The sequence below is a fragment of the Kitasatospora sp. Root107 genome (assembly GCF_001424875.1).
Lineage (GTDB): Bacteria > Actinomycetota > Actinomycetes > Streptomycetales > Streptomycetaceae > Kitasatospora.
Genome location: NZ_LMCT01000034.1, coordinates 80,509 through 100,005, shown reverse-complemented (window position 1 = coordinate 100,005; position 19,497 = coordinate 80,509). Strand labels below are relative to the sequence as shown.

The window sequence follows — 19,497 nt, the reverse complement described above, 5'->3', positions numbered from 1 at the left end:
ATGCACGAATCGGTCGGTCGGCGTGAAACCGGCGGCACGATCGCTGACGGCCGTTCGGTACGGTGTCACCGGCTCTGCCGGCACCCGACTACGAGAAGTCGGGAATGGTCAGCTGCGGGAGATCAGCAGCAGGAGGAGGAGGTGCTCAGCGAGCCGCTGCCGGCGTCGGCGTTGTTGAGGGTGTCCTCGGTGAGGATCTCCTCGCCGTCCTCGGTGTAGCCGAAGATGATGATGACCGAGGCGCCCATGTCGGGCAGCGCGACGGCGTCGTTGGCGTCCAGGACGGCCAGCTCGTTGACGTCGAACGCGGCGAAGTCCACAGCAGTGCTCATGGCGGGTTCCTTTCGGATCGACCGGCGGGGTGCCGGTGACTGGGCATCAGCTAACTGCCTGCCGGGAGATTCGGGCAAGGAAATCGAGCGGCAGCAAAATGCCGCCGCCGAGCCTTCTTGTCGTGGACACGAAATACCAACCGGGCTATCCCGCAGCCAAGTTCGGACAATCCGGCGGATCCACCTCGCCGCCGCTGGCACGTTGCTGTCAGACGACATCTCCGACCTGGCCGGGAGCTGGACTCCGCAGCGCGGAATTGGCAAGAGTGACGCAGTGCCCGGCCGCCGCCGGTGCGGCGAGGCCGTCGGCCCGCCCAAGGCTTGACCGTTATCCGTCAATCCAATCCCGCGGCGTCCTGTCCCATTCAGGACCGGAGGAACTCTGTGATCAGCGCGCAAGGCCTCAGCTACTCGTACCGGACCCGCATCGGCACGGTCGAAGCCGTCCGGAACGGGACCGTGGACGCCGTCCGGGGCATCGACCTGGAGGTGGCCGAGGGTGAGATGGTCGGCTTCCTCGGCCCCAACGGCGCCGGCAAGACCACCACGGTCCGCATGCTCACCACCCTCCAGACGCCCACCGGCGGCACCGCCTCGGTGGCCGGCCACGACGTGGTCCGCGAGCGGGCCGCGGTGCGGCGGGCGATCGGCTACGTCAGCCAGTCCTCCGGCGGCTCCGAGCACCTGGTCGCCGACGAACTGCGCACCCAGGCCCGGCTGCAGGGTATGACGACAGGTCAGGCTGCCGCCCGCACCGCCGAGTTGATCGACCAGTTCGAGCTCGACGGCTTCAGCGAACGGCCGGTCGCCAGGCTCTCCGGCGGCCAGCGCCGCCGGGTGGACGTCGCGCTCGGGCTGGTGCACCGCCCCGCCGTACTCTTCCTGGACGAGCCGAGCGCCGGCCTGGATCCGCAGAGCCGGGCCAACCTCTGGGACCACCTGCGCAGACTTCGTACCGAGCACGGCACCACGGTCTTCCTCACCACGCACTACCTGGAGGAGGCCGACCTGCTCTGCGACCGGATCATCGTGATCGACGGCGGCCAAGTGATCGCCTCCGACACCGCCGAGGCGCTGAAGGGCCGGATCGGCGGTGACGTGGTCACCCTGGAGACCAGCCGGATCAGCGACGCCGCGACCGTGGTCGCCCGGCTGGTCCCCGGCTGCGACCTGGACACCACGCCGGACGGCGTGCAGTTCCACGTGGCGCAGGCCCAGCGACTGCTCCCCGAGCTGCTGCGGGCCCTCGACCTCGCCGACGTCGCCCTGGAGTCGGTCTCCGTCAAGCGCCCCACCCTGGACGACGTCTTCCTGCGCCTGACCGGCCGTTCCCTGCGTGAGGAGGGCCGCCCGGCCCTGCCCGTGCCCGTGCCCGTGCCTTCCGACGGAGGCCAAACCCCGTCGGCCACCGAGACGCCGAACTCCGAGGTGACCGCGTGACCACCGCCGCGACCAGCTGGATCATCTTCCAGCGCTCGATGCGCTACACCCTCCGCAAGCCCGCCTGGGTGGTCTTCGGGCTGATGCAACCGCTGCTCTACCTGACCCTGTTCGGCCCGCTGCTGAACCGGATCGGCCAGGCGCCGGGCTTCGAGGGTGGCAACACCTGGCAGATCTTCGTCCCCGGTCTGCTCGTCCAACAGGGCGTCTTCTCCGCCGTGTTCGTCGGCTTCGGGATCATCTCGGAGATCCGGTCCGGCGCGCTGGACCGGATGCGGATCTCCTCGGCCGGCGAACTCGGCCTGCTGCTGGGCCGGATGCTCCGGGACGCCGTGGTGCTCACCGTCCAGGCCGGACTGCTCACCCTCGGCGCGCTGGTCGCCGGGCTGCGGGCGCCGGTCGGCGGGGTGCTGGCGGCGTTCGCCCTGGTCACCGTGGTCGGCCTGGCGATGTCGGGCATCGCGTACGGGCTCGCGCTGCTGGTGAAGAACGAGGAGGCGTACGGCCAGCTGCTCAACACCCTGATGCTGCCCACCATGCTGCTCTCCGGAGTACTGCTGCCGCTGGCGCTGGCGCCCGGCTGGATCGCCGGACTGGCCAAGGCCAATCCGATCGCGCACATCGTGACCGCCGAACGCGCCCTGTTCGCAGGCAGGTTCAGCAGTGGCGACACCCTGGTCGGGGTGGCCGTCGCGGCCGGCCTGGCGGCACTCGCCACCTGGTTCGCCACCCGCGCGATCCGCAGCGGCTCGTGACGGCGCCCACCGCGGCGGCCCCGCCCGCCGTCGCCGAGGTGCACCGGCACCGGTTGGCCAACGGTCTGCGGCTGGTGGTGATCCCGGACCCGGGCAGCCCGGCCGTCGGCCTGGCCGTCGCCTACGGGGTCGGCTACCGCTCCGAGTCCCGGTCCGGCTTCGCGCACCTCTTCGAGCACCTGATGTTCCAGGGCAGCGCCAACCTCACGGCCCAGGAGCACGCCCGGCACATCCAGGCCAACGGCGGCGTCTTCAACGGCACCACCCACCGCGACCACACCAGCTACTTCCAGGCGATGCCGGCCGAGGCCCTGGAGCTCGGCCTCTTCCTGGAGGCCGACCGGATGCGGGCACCCAGGATCACCCCGGAGGCGATCGCCACCCAGGCCTCGGTGATCGCGGAGGAGATCCGCCGCACGGTCACCAACCGGCCGTACGGCGGCTTCCCCACCTTCCACCTGCCGCAGGTGCTCTTCGACTCCTTCGCCAACACCCATGACGGATACGGCGATCACGCGTCGCTCCGCGCGGCGACGGTCGAGGAGTGCGTGGACTTCTTCGACCGCCACTACGCCCCGGCCAACGCCGTGCTCGCCGTCTGCGGCGGCGTCGACCCCGACGAGGTGGTCAAGCTGGCCGAGCGGCACTTCTGGACGATCCCGCCCCGGGCGGCCGCTCCGCCGCCCGAGCTCGCCGAACCGCCGCTCGCCGGGCCCCGCACGCTCGAGCGCGCCGACCGCCTCGCGCCCCTGCCCGCGATCGCCGTCGGCCGCCGGATGCCGCCACCGGACTCGCCCGACTACCTGGCGACCGTGGTCGCCGCCGCCGTCCTCGGCGGCGGCGAGTCGAGCCGGCTGCGCCGCTCGCTGATCCGCGAACGCCGGCTGGCCACCCAGGTGATGGCGATGGCCGGCCTCGCCGGCCCCTTCGACTCCCGGGCCCCGGACGCCTTCCTGGTGAACGCCGTCTGCCCACCCGGCGTCGAAGCCCAGGACACGGCAGCAGCCATCGACGAGGTGCTCGCCGGACTGGCCGCCGAAGGCCCGTCCGAGGACGAACTCCTGCGCGCCGTACGGAGATTGCAGACAGCCTGGTACTCCGACACCGACTCGGTCGGGGTCCGGGCCCGAAGGCTGGCCGGCTACGAACTGCTGTACGGCGACGGCGAACTGGTCCTCGAGGCACCGCGGCGCTTCGCCACCGTCACCACCGAGGACGTCCGCCGGGTGACGGCCGACCTGGCCGGCCGCCACCCGGCCGTGCTCCAGGTGGTCCCCGAACGGAAGGCCGACCGATGAAGCGCGGCAGCACCGGGGCCACGCTGCCCCCGCTCGCCCCACCGCGGCCCGCACCGCCGCTGGAGCTGGTGGACACCGTCCTGCCCACCGGACTGCGCGTGGTGGCGGCCCGCCGGGCCACCGCCCCGGTGGTCCAACTCCGCCTGGGTGTGCCCTTCGGCGGCTCCACCACCCGGCACCCGGCCGCCGCCGAGCTGCTCGCCTGCACCCTGCTGACCGGTGGCGCCGGGGGCGGCCGTACCGCCGTCGACGACGAACTCGCCGCCGTGGGCGGCAGCTTGAAGGCCGTGGTCGGGCCCGAGGAACTCCGGATCACCGGTCAGGTGCTGACCGAGGGCCTGCCCCGGCTGCTGGCCGTGCTCGCCGACTGCCTCACCGGCGCCGGGTACGAGCCGGCCATCCTGGAGGCCGAGCGCGAGCGGCTGCTGCACCGGATCCGGCTCACCGAGTCGATGCCGGCCCGGGCCGCGCGGGCAGCGCTGCTCCGCCGCTGCTTCGGCGATCACCCGGCCACCCGGGAGACCCCCGCCACCGACCAGGTCGCAGCCGTCGACCGGGACGAGGTGGCCGAGCTGCACCGGACCCGACTGGTGCCGCGCGGCTCGGCACTGATCCTGGTCGGAGACGTCCAACCCGCCCGTCTTGTCGAGGAGTTGGCCATCACGCTGGGTGGCTGGTCGGCCCGGCTCCCGGCGGTCGGGATGGCCCCGCTGCCCGCCCCGGCCCACCGGGGGGAGCCGGCCCAGGCCGTCCCGGTCGAAGGGGCCCGGCAGTGCGAGGCCCGGCTGGCGGCGCCCTCCCTGGTCCGGACGGATCCGGGCTACCCCGCGCTGCTGCTCGCGGACCAGGTCTTCGGCGGCTACTTCTCGTCGCGCCTGGTCCAACGGCTGCGCGAACGGGAGGGCCGGATCTACTCCGGGCAGTCCGCGATCGAGCAGCGGACCGGTGCAGCACTCGGCACCGTCCAGTTCGCCAGCGCGCCGCAGCACGCGACCGCGGCCGTCGACGGCACCCTGGCAGAACTGGCCGCGATCTCCGGCGACCGCCCGCCGACCGCCGAGGAGATCGCCGCCGCCCGGGGTTACGCACTCGGGATCCAGGCGCTCGTCCGCTCCACCCAGAAGGGTCTGGCCGACAGCCTGTACGGGCCGGTCCTGGCCGGCCTGCCCGCCGACTGGGCCGACCGGATCGCGGACCGGGTGCGCGCCGTCCCCGACGACGAGGTCCGCGCGGCCGCCGCCGCCCACCTGCGCCCCGAGGCGTACACCGCGGTGCTGCTCGGCCCGCCCGCCCCCTCCTCTGACACCGACTGACGCACCGTTAGGAGCAACACCATGCGCTTCGGCGTCTCCTTCCTCCCCGACTCCTCACCGGAGACCAAGTCCCCGGTCGACTACTACCGGGAGGTCTTCGACCTCTGCCGGCTGGCGGACGAGTCCGGGCTGGACTACGTCAAGATGACCGAGCACTACCTGCACGCCTACGGCGGCTACTGCCCGAGCCCGCTGACCTTCCTGGCCGCGGTGGCCGCGCAGACCCGGCAGATCCGGCTGATCACCGGCTGCACGCTGCCGGTCTTCCACCACCCGGTGAAACTCGCCTCCTACATCGCCATGGTCGACGCGATCAGCAACGGGCGCCTGGAGGTCGGCTTCGCCCGGGCCTACCTGCCGCACGAGTTCCAGACCTTCCAGGTGCCGATGGACGGCAGCCGGCAGCGCTTCGAGGCGACGATCAACGCGGTGCACCGGCTGCTGACCGAGGAGCAGGTCACCGAGGACACCCCGTACTTCTCGTTCCAGAACGCCACCGTGCTCCCCCGGCCGACCCAGAGCCCGCGGCCGCCGTTCTGGGTCGCCGCGGTGCAGACCCCGGACAGCTTCGAGCGGATCGGCCGGTTCGGCCACGGTCTGCTGATCACCCCGACCGGCCGCGAGTTCGACACCTCGCTGACCGCCCGCTACCGCGAGGCGTTCGCCGCGCACCACCCGGACGGCACCCCGCGGATCATGGCGAGCATGCCGCTGGTGGTCGCCGAGACCGACCAGAAGGCCCGCGAGCTCGCCGACCCGCACCTGAACGAGTACCTGCAGGTCTGGGCCTCCGTGCTGGACACCTGGGACGAGACCGTCTCCACCGACTACGTGCAGTACACCGGACTTGGCAACGTGGTCCGTACGCTGACCGCGAAGGACCTGCGGGCCACCGGGACGGCGTTCGTCGGCTCGCCCGAGCACGTCGCCGACCAGATCGGCCACTTCCAGGAGCGGATCGGCGCCGACGGGATCCTCTGGCAGGTGGACTTCGGCGGCTTCGGCGGGACCGACGCCATGCGCTCCATGGAGCTCTTCACCGAGCAGGTCCGCCCCCAGTTCGCCGCCGCCGAGACCGTCGATCCTGCCGGAGCCGTCGCATGACCGCCCCCGCAACCACCGCCCCCGCCCCCGCCCCTGCCCCTGCCGGCACCGGCCTGGCCGACACGCCGGTCGCCCTGCTCGGCCGGGTCCCCGGCCGCCGCCTCGCCGCACCCGCCCTGCGGGCCGCCCTGGCCGCGCTGGCCACCGCCCCGGACCGGGCGGCGGCCGAACGCGAGGTGGCGACCGCCCACGGACCGGCCGTACGGCAGGAACGCGCCGCGCTGCGCTCGGCGTTGCTCGGGGACGCCTTCCGACCGGCACTCGCCGCCGGACGCCCCGGCGACCCGGTGAGCCGCTACCTCGCCACCGGCGAGCAGCAGCCCACCGCGCAGGAGGCCGCGGCGTTGGAGCCCGCGATCCTGGAGCAACTCACCCGGGCGATGGTCAGGATCGGGCCGCCGACGGCGCACACCTCCGTCGCCCTGGGCCACTGGGACGAGGACGGCAGCTCGCTCGACCACCCCGGCCTCGACCCGTCCCGGGGCCGGTCCGTCCTGTCGCTGGACCGTCCGCAGCTGGCGATGGCGGTCGACTCGCTGTCGGCCGGGCCTGACCCGGCGGCCGCCGGACCGCTTCCGCCGCTGCTGCGCGCCAACTGGACCCTGCGGCTGCGGGGCGCCCGGGCCCACTTCTACCGCCGCGACGGCGAGCAGCTCCACTTGGTCGCCACGGCGGTCACCGGGAAGGTCCGGGCCCTGCTCGGCCTGGTCGAGCTCGGTCCGCTGCCCGCCGAGGTGCTGCTCCGCGAGCTGGCTGCCGGGCTCGCCCTGACGCCCGAGGCCGCAGCCGATCTCGTCGCCCAGGCGGTTCGCCTGCAACTCCTGGTCGGTGGCTCGGAGTTCGAAGGCCAGGACGAGCGGCCGGCCGCTGCCGCCGCCGACTTCCTGACGGCCCGTCACCCCGCCGCCGCCAAGCTGCTCACCGACGTGCAGGCGCGGCTGGACACCGCCGCCACCAGCCACGGACAGCAGTCGGCCGACGCACTGGCCGGGCTGGCCGAGGACCAGCAGGCTCTCAACTCCCTGCTCTCGCACCCGATCGGACTCCGGGTCACCGAGGAGTACGTGCTGCCGCCGGTCAGGATCGCCGCGTCGCCGCACCGGGCTGCCCTGGACGACCTCGCCCTGGTCCTGGAGTTCGCCGCGCTGTCCGACCGGGTGCACGACGCCCGGGCGCTGCTGGTCGCCGCCTTCACCGAGCGGTTCGGCTCCGGGGCCAGGGTCAGGCTGGCCGACTGCGCCGCCGACCTGACCGCCGTGGTCGCCCGCCGGGCCCAGCTGCTGACCCCCGGCAGCAGCACGGACTTCGGCCCCGCCGACGGCTCCCTGACCGAGCTGCTGCGCCTGCGCGCCGCCGCCCGGGCGCTGCTCGACGAGCGGATCACGACCGGGACCGGGACCGCGACCGCGACCGCCGAGGTCAGGCTCGACCCGGCGGAGCTGGCCGCCCTCGCCGACGGACTGCCCGAGCGCTTCCGCCGGACCCACTCCTCGTACGGGGTGCTGGTACGGCCGCTCGGTGACCGGCTCGCGGTCCGGGGCTACCACCCCGGCGGCGGGAGTTCCGCGCTGCGCTACACCGGCACCGACCGCGCGCTCGGTGGCGAGGCCCACCGCAGGCTCGCCGAGCGGCTGAACCGCGCCGCGGACCCGGCCGTCCTGCTGGAGGACCGTGGGCTGCACGGGCTCGACGGCAACCACCGCCCGCCGCTGCTCGAGGACCGGATCGGCCCGCTCGGCTGGCTCGGCCTCACCCTGGCCCACGACGCCGGCACCGACACCCTGGAGCTGCTCGACCGGGACGGTGCGCCGGTCGTCGTGCACTCCCCCGCCCTGGCCAGGCCCGACCGGCTCGCGCCGTCGATGCGGATCGCCCTCTGGCTGCACGGCACCGGCCGCCTCAGGATCGACCCGTTCGGCGGGGTCGCTGCCGATCCGCACCGCACCACCGGCACCCTCGCACTGCCCCGGCTGACGGCTGGTCAGGTGGTGCTCCAGGGCCGCCGCTGGTACCCGGGCGAGGACCTGCCCACCGCCACGGGACCCGGGCTGCTCTGCGAGCTCGCCGACTGGCGGGCCGCCCACGACGTCCCCGAGGAACTGCTGCTGGTCGAGCCGCGCCCGGCCGGCACCGACCTCGACGGCCTGCTCGGCCTGCTGCCGTCGGCCCCCGACCGCACCCGGTACGTCGACCTCGGCAGCGCGCTGCTGGCCGAGACCGTCCGCGAACTCCCCGGCGGCGGCTACCTGGAGGAGGTCCCGGTCGGCGTGCAGGACGGCGCGCACGCGCTGGAGTGGGTTCTCGAGTACGACCGCACGCCCGGCGGGCGCTTCCACGGCGGGGCCAGGCCATGAGGGTGAAGCTGCGCCCCGGCGCGCACTTCGTACCGGTGGCGCGTGGCCTCTACTGCGCGCGGGCCGGCCGCTCCTTCGTGCTGGCCGCCCCGCCGCCCCTCCAGCGGCTCCTCGACGACCGGCTCGGCGAACTCACCGACGGCGCCGACGCGGTGGACCTGCTCGGCTCGGTCGACGAGCCGGCCGAGCGGGTCGCCCTGCGGCAGGTCCTGGCGGCACTGCTCGCCCAGGGCCTGCTGTTCGACCTCGACCGGGCCGGCGGGCCCGTCCCCGACCCCGAGACCGCCGAGCGGTACGGGGGCGCCCTGGCGCACTACGAGGAGCACTGCGCCGAGCCGTACGCCGCCTTCGCCGCCCTGCGCGCGGCCGAGGTGGCCGTCCTGGGCGACGGCGCTGCCGCCCGGAGCGCCACGCGCGGACTGCTGGCCCTGGGCGTCGGCACGGTCACCGACCGGCCGGGCCCCCGTACCGCAGCCGCCGTCCTCGCCGCCGCCGCGCCCGCGGAGCTGGCCGAACTCGCCGCGCTCCTCCCGGCCGACACCCCGTACATCCCGGTCCCGGCCGGGGACGGCCACCACGTCGTCGGCCCGGTGCTGCGTGGCGTGCCGCAGGCCCGCGCCTTCCGAGCCGCCGCCGAACGCGCCGCCGCCTGGTCCCGCAGCCACCCCGCCGGGCGCGCCCCCACGCTGCACGCCGCCACCCTCGCAGGCTCCCTCGCTGCCCGCAGCCTCCTCGACCACCTCGGCGCGACCGCCCTCGACACCCCCCACCTCCACCTCGTCCACGGCCGCACCCTCCACACCACCCTCTACCCGTTCACCCTCCCCCCGTCCGGCCCCCGCTGGTCCTCCGTCACCCGCCCGACAACGGCGGAGGCCGACGATGCGCCCTTCAGCGCCCCGGACCAGCGGCTCACCGCGCAGTGGTCCGGGCTCGGGCGGTGGCGGGACGACCTCGATCTGCCCCAACTGCCCTTCCGCCTGGCCGCGTTGGAAGCGCTGGTGCTGCCCGGTCGACCGGTGCTGGTCGGTTGGGGCACGGAGGCTGAGGACGCCCGGCGGGATGCGCTGCTCCGGCTGCTCCGGGCGACGGCCGAGGACGCGCGGCCGGATCCCGTCCACCCCGGTACGGCCGCCGCCGGGACCACGTCCCAGCGTTGGCTGCTCGACGGACTGCTCCGGGTCCTGGCCGAGGAGGAGACCGACGACTGGTCGACGGTGCCGGGCTCCGAACTGGCCACGCCGCGGGCCAGATCGCTCGGCCGGGCCCTCACCCACTACTACGACCGCCCCGCCCTGCTCCGCCGCCGCACTCTCCCCGGCACCGGCTGGACCCTGGTCACGGCCACCGACGCGGACACCGGTGAACGCCTCGCCCGCCAGTGGGGACCGTCCCCCGAGGCCGCCGCCCAGGCCACGCTGGCCCGCGCGCTGGCCGGACTCCAGCAGGACCAGGCCGCACTCGCGGCCGCCACCATCGGCACCAGGGCCCTGGAGTGGGCCGACCCGACGGAGCTCACCGCCCTCGGTGCCGCGCTCCGCTCCCCGGAGGTCCTGCGCGGCCGCGCGGTGCACACCCGCCGGCTCGCCAGCGACCCGGTCCTCGGCCCGATGCCGCTCCCCTGCGGCCTGATCTGGCTGGCCGACCCGCCCACCGCCCACACCCGATCCCCGGAGGAATCGTGACCGGCACGGCCGACGTGCTCCGCTTCGCGCTGCGCCAGGGACCGCTGCGCGGTCTGCTGCACGATCCGATCAACGTGGACGAGCGAGTCCCGACCACCGCCTGCCTGCCGCCGCAGTCGGCCCGTGGCGACCGGGGCCGCCCGTTGCCCCTCGGCGCGCACGAACTGCTGGCCGCCACCCCGTACCCCGCCGGCCGGGTCGGTGCCGACGGGGCCGCAGGGTGGCAACGGGTGGGCACCGTGCTGGCTGCGGCGTTCGGGCCGTTGCGCCGGGAGCCGTCGAATCCCGCGAACGACCACCGCGTGACGGCCTCCGTCCGCAGCAAGTTTCCGGTGCACGTGTTCGCCGTGCCGCCCGAGGGTCCGGCCGGGTACCTCGACCCGTACCGGCATGCCGTGGTCGACCTCGACCCGGCCGGAGCCCCCGCTCCACGTCCCGCCCGGAACGACCTGACCATCGTGCTGGCCGGCCGGCACACCGATCTGCCGACGCCCTACGGTGTGCTGCGCTGCGCCCTGGCGGACCTCGAGGTCGGTATCAACCTGCGCAGCCTGCTGGCGACGGCCGAGCTGTTCGGCCTGCGGGCCTCGGTCCGGGTGACGGGTCCTCAGGTGGTCCAGGCCGCCCGGCTGGTGGCCGCGACCGGTCCGGGGAGCTGGTCGGCGCCGGTGGTGGTCACGCTGCACGGGGTGGGCCCGCTGCCGCCGGCCGGCCTGCTGGAGCCGGTCGGCGGCGGGGCGCTCGACGCCGAGCTGGACGCCCTGCTCGAAGTGGAGACCCGCCATCCCAGCCTCATCGAGACCGCCGCCGCCGTGGCCCCCCGGCTGGCCGGGCCTGCGACCTCCTCCGACGCAGGTCGCTCGCTCCCGCAGCTGCCCCGGCCCGGATCGGAGAAGGCGGACCAGGACTGGGCCCGGGTCTGGTGGAACAGGTCGGCGGGCCGGGTGCCGCGTCCGCTGAGCGGCTTCTCCGCCAGGCCGGTCACCCGCGGCGAGGACTGCCTGCGGGACCTGCTGGCCTGGGCGGCGGCTCCCGCGCCGGCCGCGCTGCGCGAGGTGGGTGCCCGGGTCAGGATCACCGTGGTGCCGCAGCGGCTGGCCGGTCTGCCCACCGGCCGGTACGAACGCACCGACGGCGGGCTGCAGTTGGCGGAGACCGACCCGGAGCTGCCGCGCCGGTTGGAGGAGCTCTTCGGCTACCCGCTCACTCCGGCCAACGACTGCGGCGTTCGGCACGCCACCGCGCTGTGGATCTTCACGACCGACCTGCGGGCGCTGGTCGAGGATCTCGGACCGGCCGCCTGGGGCCTGCTGCAGGTCTGGTGCGGCTGGGTCTCGCACGGGCTCACCCTGGGCGCGGCTGCGCACGGCCTGTTCGCCCGCCCGGCGCGCTCCTTCGACGAGCACCGGCTCGCCGACCTGCTGCACCTGCCCGAGGCGGAGTCCCCGGTGTTCCTGACGGCCTGCGGCGCGACCCGGTACGCCGAGCCCATGCTCGATCTGCGGCCGTGAGCCGGAGCCCTAGCGCCTGTCCAGGCCGAGCGCCTGCGGACCGCCCTCGGCGGCGAGCAGCGCGCCCAGCGCCGTCCGGGAGGTCACGCCGAGCTTGCGGTAGACCTTCGCCAAGTGGGTGTCGACGGTGCGCGGGCTGAGGAAGAGGCGGTCGGCGATCTCCCGGGTACGGGTTCCCTCGACCGCGAGCGCGGTGATCTGCCGCTCCCGTCCGGTGAGCAGCGCCAGGCGGGAGGCGCCGTCCGGCGGGGCCTGGCCGAGCGGTCGGCCAGGCCCCGCCGGACGGCGGCGGCCTGCGCGGCGACCGAGCCGGCGCCGGTCTCGGCGGCCAGCCGGTCGGCCTCGTCGAGCCAGGCGTCGGCCCGGCGGCGGTCCCCGGCGGCGGCCGCGATCGGGGCACCGATGGCCAGGGTCAGCGCGCGCTGGGCGGCGAACCCGGCGCCCTGGAACCACTCGGCCGCCGCCGCGAGGCACTCCACGGCCAGCGTGGGCTCGCCACGGGCAGCGGCCACCAGACCTCCGGCCCGCCGGGCGAAGCCGTGCGGGCCGCGGAGTCCGAGGCCGAGGCGAGCGGTGTCCGCCCGTACCACCCACCGCTCGGCTGCCGCGATGTCGCCGGTGGCCAGCGCGGTCGCCGACAGCATGGCGTACCAGAGCGGATGGCAGGTCACCTGGGCGAGCGGCAGCTCCGGGCCGCCCCCGGCGTCCAGCAGGACCCGGGCGCAGCGCTCGGGCTGACCGGCCGTCAGCAGGGCCTGTGCGTGGATGGCCACCGTGCTCCGGCTCCACCAGCCGCCGCCCGGTGCCGACCGGACGGCCCGCTCGGCGAGGGCCAGGGGCGCTTCGTCGGCGGCGGATGGGTGGTGCGGGTTCATCGCTGCCGCGCGGAGGGCCATCGCCAGGGCTCCGAGCTCACGGCTGCCGATCTCGCGGGCCGCCTCCTCGGCCTCCACAGCGGTCCGCTCGGCCCGTCGCAGCTCGCCCGTCCAGTACTGCCGGAAGCCGATGCCGAGCAGCAGGTGCGGCACCACGTGGCCCTGGCCGTTCCGGCGGGTCAGGCGCAGCGCACGCTCGTGGTGGCGGGCCGCGTCGGCGTACTGCTCGGCCAGCAGCTCGCCCCAGCCCAGTTGGCCGAGTGCCTCCGGCTGGCCGGCGAGGTCGGCGTCGGGGAGTCGGTCGGTCAGTGCGGCGCAGGCGGCCAGCGCGCGGCGCGCCAGGTCGACCCGGCCGAGGTAGATGCTGCCGAGTCCGCGGACGGCGAGGGCCGTCGCCTCGGCCGGCGGGTCGCCGAGCTCACGGGCCATCCGCACCGCCTGTTCGACGTACCGGTCGGCGTCCGCGAAGCCTCCGGTGAGCAGGGCCACGAGGCCGTACTCGGTCATCAGGGCGACCGCCTGGGGCGAGGACCAGCCCTCGATCCTGGGCAGCTCGCCGCGCAGCAGGGCCTCGGCCTGGGAGTAGTGGCCGAGCATGCGTTCCGTACGGGCGCACAGCGTCGCGGTCTCGATCCGCCGGTCCAGCCGGTCGGTCGGTACCCGGGCCAGCACCTCGTGCAACAGGTCGCGGCTCTCCGACAGCCGCCCCGAGGTGGACAGGGCCAAGGTGCGCGCGAGCTCCAGCCGGAGCCGGCGGTCGCGTTCGGCGGGGGTGTCGGGGATGGCCTGCAACGCGACGCCCAGCCAGCGCGCGGCGTCGCTCGGAGCGGTGCGCAGCGCGGCCTCGGCCGCCTCCTCCAGGATTCCGACGACCTGCGGGTCGGCGTCGACGAGGCACCGTTCGGCGTGCCGGGCCCGCTCCACCGCGGGGGCGCCGCTGCGGGTCAGCCGGGCGAGCGCCCGGCGGTGTGCACAGACCCGCCAGACCGGGTCGGCGTGCTGGTAGACCAGTCGGCGCAGGACCGGGTGACGGAACGTCAGCTGGGGCGTGCCGGCCACCGGGCGCAGGATGTCCCGCCGGATCAGGGTGGTGGCCGCGTGGTGGGCCCGCTCCGTACCGAGTTCGGCGACCTCCGCCAGCGCCTCGACCAGGAAGCGCTCGCCGAGCACGGCGGCGGCGGCGGTGAGCAGCCGGCCGTCGTCGGGCACCAGCGCGAGCTCGCCGAGCAGCACCGCCGCCGGGCCTGCCGCTTCGCCGCCGCCCGCCAGGTCGGCGAGGGCGAGCAGGAGGAGCGGGTTGCCGCCGCTCTCCCGGTGGATCTCGTCCCAGCGGTGCGGCCGGCCGGCGGCCTGCCCGTTGAAGTGCCCCTCCGTCTGCTGGGTCGGCTGCCCGTTCGCCTGCCCGCTGCCGCTCGCCAGCGACGCGAGGGCGGCGGACTCGGCGGCGGACAGTGGTCCGACCTCGACCCGCTCGGCCGGGCCGCTCTGGTCGGCCCGGCCGAGGACGTCGAGCAGCCGCAGCGCCGTCTGCCGGGGCCGGTGGGTCATCACCAACAGCAGTGGCCCTGGCACCCGGTGGCGGATCAGATGGTCGGTGAGCTCGACCGATCCCGGGTCGGCCCAGTGGGCGTCGTCCAGGATCAGCAGGGTCGGTGCCTGCTCGGCCCAGCGGCCGAGCAGCGAGCGCACCCGCTGATGAATCCTCACCCGTTCGGCGCCGGCAGGTGCGGGCCGGTCGGCCCAGAGCTCGTTCGCCGGGCCGTTGCCGAGCAGCGGTTGGAGCGAGTCGGTCAGGCCGGGTGGCAGCAGCAGTCCGGCGGCCTCGGTACGGAACCGATCGCCCAGTGCATCCTGGTAGACACCTAACTCCAGCCCGGTCTCGGCTTCGGTCGCCCGGCCCTCCAGGACCTGGACGCCACGCGAACGGGCGTCAGCCGACAGCTCCAGGAGCAGGCGGGTCTTGCCGATGCCCGGCTCACCCGCGATCTCCAGGACTCCACCGGAACCGCCGAGCAGCTGCGTGACCGCGCGTTCCAACCGCCCGAGTTCGACAGCCCGACCGACCAGCTTGGCCGACCGCTCCGAACAACCATCCGGTACGTCCACAGGCCCCGCCCAACCTCGCAACAGCGCCGGTCCCGCGGTGCTCCCCCGGCCGTCGGGGGAGCACCCCCGATCAGCGCCCACTTTAGGTGACTGATCATCAGTACGTAAGGGAGTAGGTAGTTCTGCGGATGCCCGGTGAATCTCCGCGCCCATAGATTCGTCGGATCGCCGCCACCACCACCACAGGGACGGCGACTTCGAAGCTTGTTCGACTCTCTCATCCAGGAGCAAGTCTTTGACGCACATCCGCGCGGCAGCGGCGGACATGGCAGCGACAGCATTCGCTCCCCGCACCTGCCAGTGCCCAACCCCCCACGGCCCCACACCTCTTGACGCCACCCCTGTTGACCCGGCCCCGCGTGACCCCGCCCCTCGCGACCCCGCTCCCGGCCAGGGCCGGTCGGGCCACCAGCAGACCCCCATGACCCCCGCCACCGTCCGAGCAGCCGCCCGGTGGCCGGCCCCGGCCGACGCAGCACCCCCGGGAGTCCACGCCATGCTCGCCGGCGAGACCAGTTACTGGCGTTCGGTACTCGACCTGGCGGCGGGCCGACTGGACTCCCTGCTGACGATGCAGAACCAGGTCTCCGCCGCCTTCGACGGACCGGCCACCGAGCGCACCGTGGACACCGGGTCGCTCTCGATACTGCTGCACGCACTGGCCACCGACTGCCGATCCGACGTGGGCTGGATCCGGCCCGGCGGTCAACGGCCGTCCATGTTCGCACCGTTCCTCGGCAGATGGCTGGCCGAGTTGTCCGGCGGAGTGCGGGTACGGGCCCTGCTGGACTCGGCGACCGACGCGTCCCGCGCCGCGCAGCTGCTGGCGTCCCACCCGACGAACGGGGAGTCCGGCGTGCGCAGCAGCCCCGACCTCCCTCAGGAACTCCTGCTGGTCGACGACCGGATCGCCCTGGTCCCCCAGGCCCTGCCGGGAGGCGAACCGGTAGTCACGATCCTCCGCGAACCGGCCGCCATCCGGCTCGCCCGGCTCCTCTTCGACACCGCCTGGTCCACCGCGGCACCCGCTCAGCGGCCCACGCCGCACGCGGAGCCCGTCGAGTCCGTCCAGGCCGAGGAACCCGCCGACGACTCCTCGACCGACCCGGACAGCCTGGCCGACGACCCGCTGAAGCTCCAGATCCTGCAACTACTCGCGGCCGGCGCCAAGGACGAGACGATCGCCCGCCGTACCGGCATCTCGCTGCGCACCTGTCGACGGCACGTCGCCGCGATCCTGCTCGCGCTCAACGCCGACAGCCGGTTCCAGGCCGGAGCCAACGCGTTCCGCCTAGACCTGATCAGCCCTTCCCCACAGCTCTGACCCGACCCGCACGGCGCACGGACCGGACGCGTCCGTGCGCCGTGCGGGGTGTCGAAGCCGTGCATGTCCCTCTTACGGCAGCCAGCGCCGAACCAACTCACGGTCTGTGGTCGCGTCTTCGACCCACCAGAGCTTCAGCGCCTTGTCCCACTGCGCCCGAACCAGGCGCTTCGCCTCGTCCTTCTCCTCGAACGGCACCTTGAGGTACAGACGTCCTGCCACCACGTCCCCCGCGGCGGTCCCAGCACTGCCAGGAGGTCCGATCGGCTTGGGCGGCGCTACTGCCGGGTGGGTCGTCAAGGAGTCGCTCACGGCCGCAAGACCCGCTCGGACGCGCGGGTCGTCCTGTCCGGGGTGCTCCCAACGCTTCTCATCCCCCGGCTGAGCCCGATCCACGATCCGCTGCACCCGCTGACACGAGAGGGGGTCAGTGATTCGCATCATCAGATCTGTCGGCCCGATCTTGGCCAAGAGATTCAGCGAACCGTGCCACAGGACCGTGTCATCGATGATGAGAACCTTCTCGTGCATGCGCTCCCGCTGCACCACCGTGATACCGGCCTGCCCAAGCTGGCCGACGAGCCAGGTCGCACGCGTGTCCTCACTGTGATCCCGGGTGTACAGCGTGACCTCCACCCCCTCCGACGCCTTCCTCCCCAGCAACCCGATCCACTGGTCCACGGCCCTGGCATTGAGAAAGGCGCAGTACACGTCGATGCTCTTGACCGCTCGACCCAGATCCCAGGACACCGCCCGGCCCACCTCGTCCGCCGGAAAGAAAGCCGGACGGGCGAGTTCGTCCTCCTCCAGGCCGGCCAGCTCGGCCGCCTGGCGAATGGGGACCAGCTCCTCCACGGGGAGACGGGCACCACGTCGCTCCAGGTGGTCCAGCATCGCCAACGCTTCGCTGTGCGGGGCCAGGTGCTGTCGTAGGTGCGCCACGTCGGCGACCACCACCAGGTGGTCCTGAGCCCGGCTCAGCGCGACGTTGAGCAGTCGGCAGGTGGTGGAGGACAGGCCGGTGCCTTCGTAGAAGTACCCGGGTTTGGCGCCGGCTCCGGCGACCATGTCAATGATCACCAAAGGCCGTTGGCTTCCCTGGAACCGATGCACCGTATCGACCAGACCCTCGTACTCCTCACCGAACCTGTGCCGGAGGCCCGTACCCAGTCGCTGCACCTGGGCCCGATACGGGGCGATCACCGCCAGTTGCGCGACGGGCCCCTTCTGTCCACCGTCCAGCACAGCGGCACGCGGTGGCAGCACCCCGTCGTACTGCAGACCGCGTACCAGCTCATGGATGACTGCCTCGTGCACCGCATTGGTCTTGTGCGCGCCCTCCCCGCTGCTCACCACCCGTTGACTGGACGTGTCGACCAAGACCAGTGGACCGGGCAACAGGGGCGACTGCGGCAGCCTGCTGCTGTCCGCACGCCCGGTGCGCAGAGGTGCGTCCGGATACGCCACCGCGTTCACCAGCTCGCAGATGGCCGGGCGCATCCGGTACTGCGTGTCCAGACCGACCAGCCGGACGTCCTGGCGCTGGGCCGCACCGTCCGCGCCGACCAGGCCTGCGGCATGGAACGCGTCACGCGCTGCCCACAGGCGCGAGTGGGGCTGCTGCTCCTTGTCTGCGCTGTCACCGGCGGCCTTGGTGACCGCGGGCAGCTGTCGGAAGTCACCAGCCACCACGACCCGCTTGCCGGCCAGGCCTGCGGCAACCCACGCGGAGGGCAGGTCCACCATCCCCGCCTCATCGATCACCACGACGTCTACCTCGTCCAGAAGTTTCCGGGACTGCACCGCCCTTGCCACCGTCGTCCCGAGCACCCGGCAGCGCGCCCTTACGGCCTCCTGCAGTTGGCGCCGCTCGGCATCCAGTGCCTCGATTCGGGCCGCCAGGGTTTTCGCCTGGTCCTCCAACACCGACTGCGGCTGACAGCCCGTCAACTCACTGCGCACCCGCTGCTGTTGCCCCGTCAGAGCGGCAATCTCCGCCTCGGCCCGAGCGGTTCGCGCGGCTCCGTCGCGCTGGACCTGTACTGCCTGGCCGATCACCACGCCCTGCTCGGCGAGATCCAGCTGCAGCTTCTCCAACTTCGCCCGCTTGCGGTCGGCGAACCAGCCCTCGGGCGGCTCAGCCTCCGCGATCTGGACCCGCAGCCCGGCAGCCGCAGCATCAGCGATCAAGAGCTGGTGACCTGCCGCATCACAGTCGATCGTCGCCTGCTGCCACTGCGACCTCACCTGCGCCAGGCTCTGCTCCAACCGGGAGTTCTCGGCGTACCGGGCCAACGTTGCCCTGACAGAGTCCAGTTGCGGCTTGGCCAGAGCCAGCTGCGCATCGATCTCGGCATTGACGCGAGCAGCGATCCGCTCCTGGTTGATCTGGTCACCGAAGCGCTGGTCCAAGCTGGGCACGACGATCTTGCCCGCGCGCTGAACCAGACCGGTATCGAATCCGGCCTCCCGCTCCAACAACTCGCAGATCCGCTCAAGGGCCTGGTCCACCGCGACGTTGGTCGGGGCCAGGAAGAGCACGCGGTGCCCCTGCCGGTAGCTGCCCTCGGTGATATAGGAGACGACGTCAGTCTTCCCAGTACCGGGTGGCCCCCACAGGAACAGGACCCGACTGCCCAACGCCTGGACCACCGCTTGGCGCTGACGGTCGTTGAGCTGCAGACCATGCCAACCGGCCACCCAGCGCTGCGGATCCGAAACCCGGCCGATCTGGGCATCCCCCTGGTTCAACAACAGGCCTGCCGATGCGACTTCGAGACGACTCTCCGGCTGGCCCACCCCCTCCAGGCGCTGCACCAGGGCGACCCAACCGGCCGCGTCATCCTCACGCAGCTCGGCCTTGACCCGCTCCTCCCCCAGGTCAGCGGCGGTCACAACTCTCACCGTGCCGTCAGGACTCCGGCTCACGTCGGCCGGCAACCATTCGCTGCGGGATCCCGCCAACCGCACCACCAGAGTTCGCCCGTCAAGGGCCTCCCTCCAGGTCTTGCACCGAAATACGTACTCGCTGACATCCCCACCGCCAATCTGACGGCCACTGTGCAGGAAAACCGTATTCGCCGTACCGCTACCGTCACGCCTCGATGAGGCAATCTCCGCCCGGCACGCCCGCAGCAGCTCCTCCGTCGGATACGGACGCTCTACACCCGCCACGTGATGCCCCCTCGTCACAGCTACCGGCTGACCGCTCCGAACAAGGTTAGTACCCGGATCGGATCCCTGTTGAGTCTTGAGCGAGACGCTGACACGGTCGACCTGCGACGGCCCTGCATGATCCATTCGTGCCTGCCTTCGAGCCGTGGTGGAAGCACCGGCTCAGCTGACGACCTGACATCCGCAACGCAGGCCCCGCCGACGCAGCGGTCACCGAGTACACCTG

At 73.5% G+C, this 19,497-nt stretch carries 11 protein-coding genes and 2 pseudogenes; 9 read left to right on the top strand and 4 right to left on the bottom strand.

Translation table 11 applies throughout. From position 1 onward, the window contains the following. Positions 1-122: 122 nt before the first annotated feature. A complete protein-coding gene (locus tag ASC99_RS25900; protein ID WP_057236391.1) occupies positions 123-332 on the bottom strand; it encodes a hypothetical protein in 210 nt (69 codons plus the stop codon). Positions 333-716: 384 nt separating this feature from the next. Between ASC99_RS25900 and ASC99_RS25895 the strand changes: the two genes are divergently transcribed. The 8 genes from ASC99_RS25895 to ASC99_RS25860 are packed head-to-tail and all read left to right on the top strand — an operon-like array spanning position 717 to position 11,792. Next, positions 717-1,772 carry an ATP-binding cassette domain-containing protein gene (locus tag ASC99_RS25895; RefSeq protein ID WP_063857191.1) on the top strand — a complete coding sequence of 352 codons (1,056 nt, stop codon included), beginning with the start codon at positions 717-719 and terminating at the stop codon, positions 1,770-1,772. Further along, positions 1,769-2,527, top strand: a complete 759-nt coding sequence (locus ASC99_RS25890; protein ID WP_057236390.1) for an ABC transporter permease — start codon at positions 1,769-1,771, stop codon at positions 2,525-2,527. The genes ASC99_RS25895 and ASC99_RS25890 overlap by 4 nt, the downstream gene beginning before the upstream one ends. Then, complete coding sequence (locus ASC99_RS25885; RefSeq protein WP_057236388.1) at positions 2,524-3,825, top strand: pitrilysin family protein; 1,302 nt, start codon at positions 2,524-2,526, stop codon at positions 3,823-3,825. The genes ASC99_RS25890 and ASC99_RS25885 overlap by 4 nt, the downstream gene beginning before the upstream one ends. Then, positions 3,822-5,138, top strand: coding sequence for a pitrilysin family protein (locus ASC99_RS25880; protein ID WP_057236386.1), 1,317 nt, complete (start codon positions 3,822-3,824; stop codon positions 5,136-5,138). Before ASC99_RS25885 ends, ASC99_RS25880 begins: the two co-directional genes overlap by 4 nt. Positions 5,139-5,159: 21 nt before the next feature. Beyond that, on the top strand, positions 5,160-6,242 hold the full coding sequence (locus ASC99_RS25875; protein WP_057236384.1) for an LLM class flavin-dependent oxidoreductase: 1,083 nt from the start codon (positions 5,160-5,162) through the stop codon (positions 6,240-6,242). Beyond that, positions 6,239-8,596 carry a hypothetical protein gene (locus ASC99_RS25870; protein WP_057236383.1) on the top strand — a complete coding sequence of 786 codons (2,358 nt, stop codon included), beginning with the start codon at positions 6,239-6,241 and terminating at the stop codon, positions 8,594-8,596. The genes ASC99_RS25875 and ASC99_RS25870 overlap by 4 nt, the downstream gene beginning before the upstream one ends. After that, positions 8,593-10,281: a hypothetical protein gene (locus ASC99_RS25865; RefSeq protein WP_157531747.1), complete on the top strand. Its 1,689-nt coding sequence runs from the start codon at positions 8,593-8,595 to the stop codon at positions 10,279-10,281. The genes ASC99_RS25870 and ASC99_RS25865 overlap by 4 nt, the downstream gene beginning before the upstream one ends. Next, the gene (locus tag ASC99_RS25860; RefSeq protein WP_057236379.1) at positions 10,278-11,792 is read left to right on the top strand and encodes a hypothetical protein; all 1,515 of its coding nucleotides are present in this window, start codon (positions 10,278-10,280) and stop codon (positions 11,790-11,792) included. The genes ASC99_RS25865 and ASC99_RS25860 overlap by 4 nt, the downstream gene beginning before the upstream one ends. Before the next feature lie 126 nt (positions 11,793-11,918). Here ASC99_RS25860 and ASC99_RS42270 read toward each other — a convergent pair. Next, positions 11,919-12,245 (bottom strand): annotated as a pseudogene (locus ASC99_RS42270) (LuxR C-terminal-related transcriptional regulator); the annotation flags it as partial. A 1,982-nt stretch (positions 12,246-14,227) separates the two neighbouring features. Continuing rightward, positions 14,228-14,926, bottom strand: a pseudogene (locus tag ASC99_RS42265) (AAA family ATPase); the annotation flags it as partial. A gap of 268 nt (positions 14,927-15,194) precedes the next feature. On the opposite strand from ASC99_RS42265, the gene ASC99_RS25850 reads away from it, so the two are divergent. Beyond that, entirely contained in the window at positions 15,195-16,097 is a 903-nt protein-coding gene (locus ASC99_RS25850; protein WP_162257926.1) for a helix-turn-helix transcriptional regulator, read from the top strand. Between the two features lie 72 nt (positions 16,098-16,169). Here the strand turns inward: ASC99_RS25850 and ASC99_RS25845 are convergent, their stop codons facing one another. Beyond that, the gene (locus tag ASC99_RS25845) at positions 16,170-18,992 is read right to left on the bottom strand and encodes an AAA domain-containing protein (RefSeq protein WP_057236373.1); all 2,823 of its coding nucleotides are present in this window, start codon (positions 18,990-18,992) and stop codon (positions 16,170-16,172) included. Positions 18,993-19,497 lie beyond the last annotated feature (505 nt).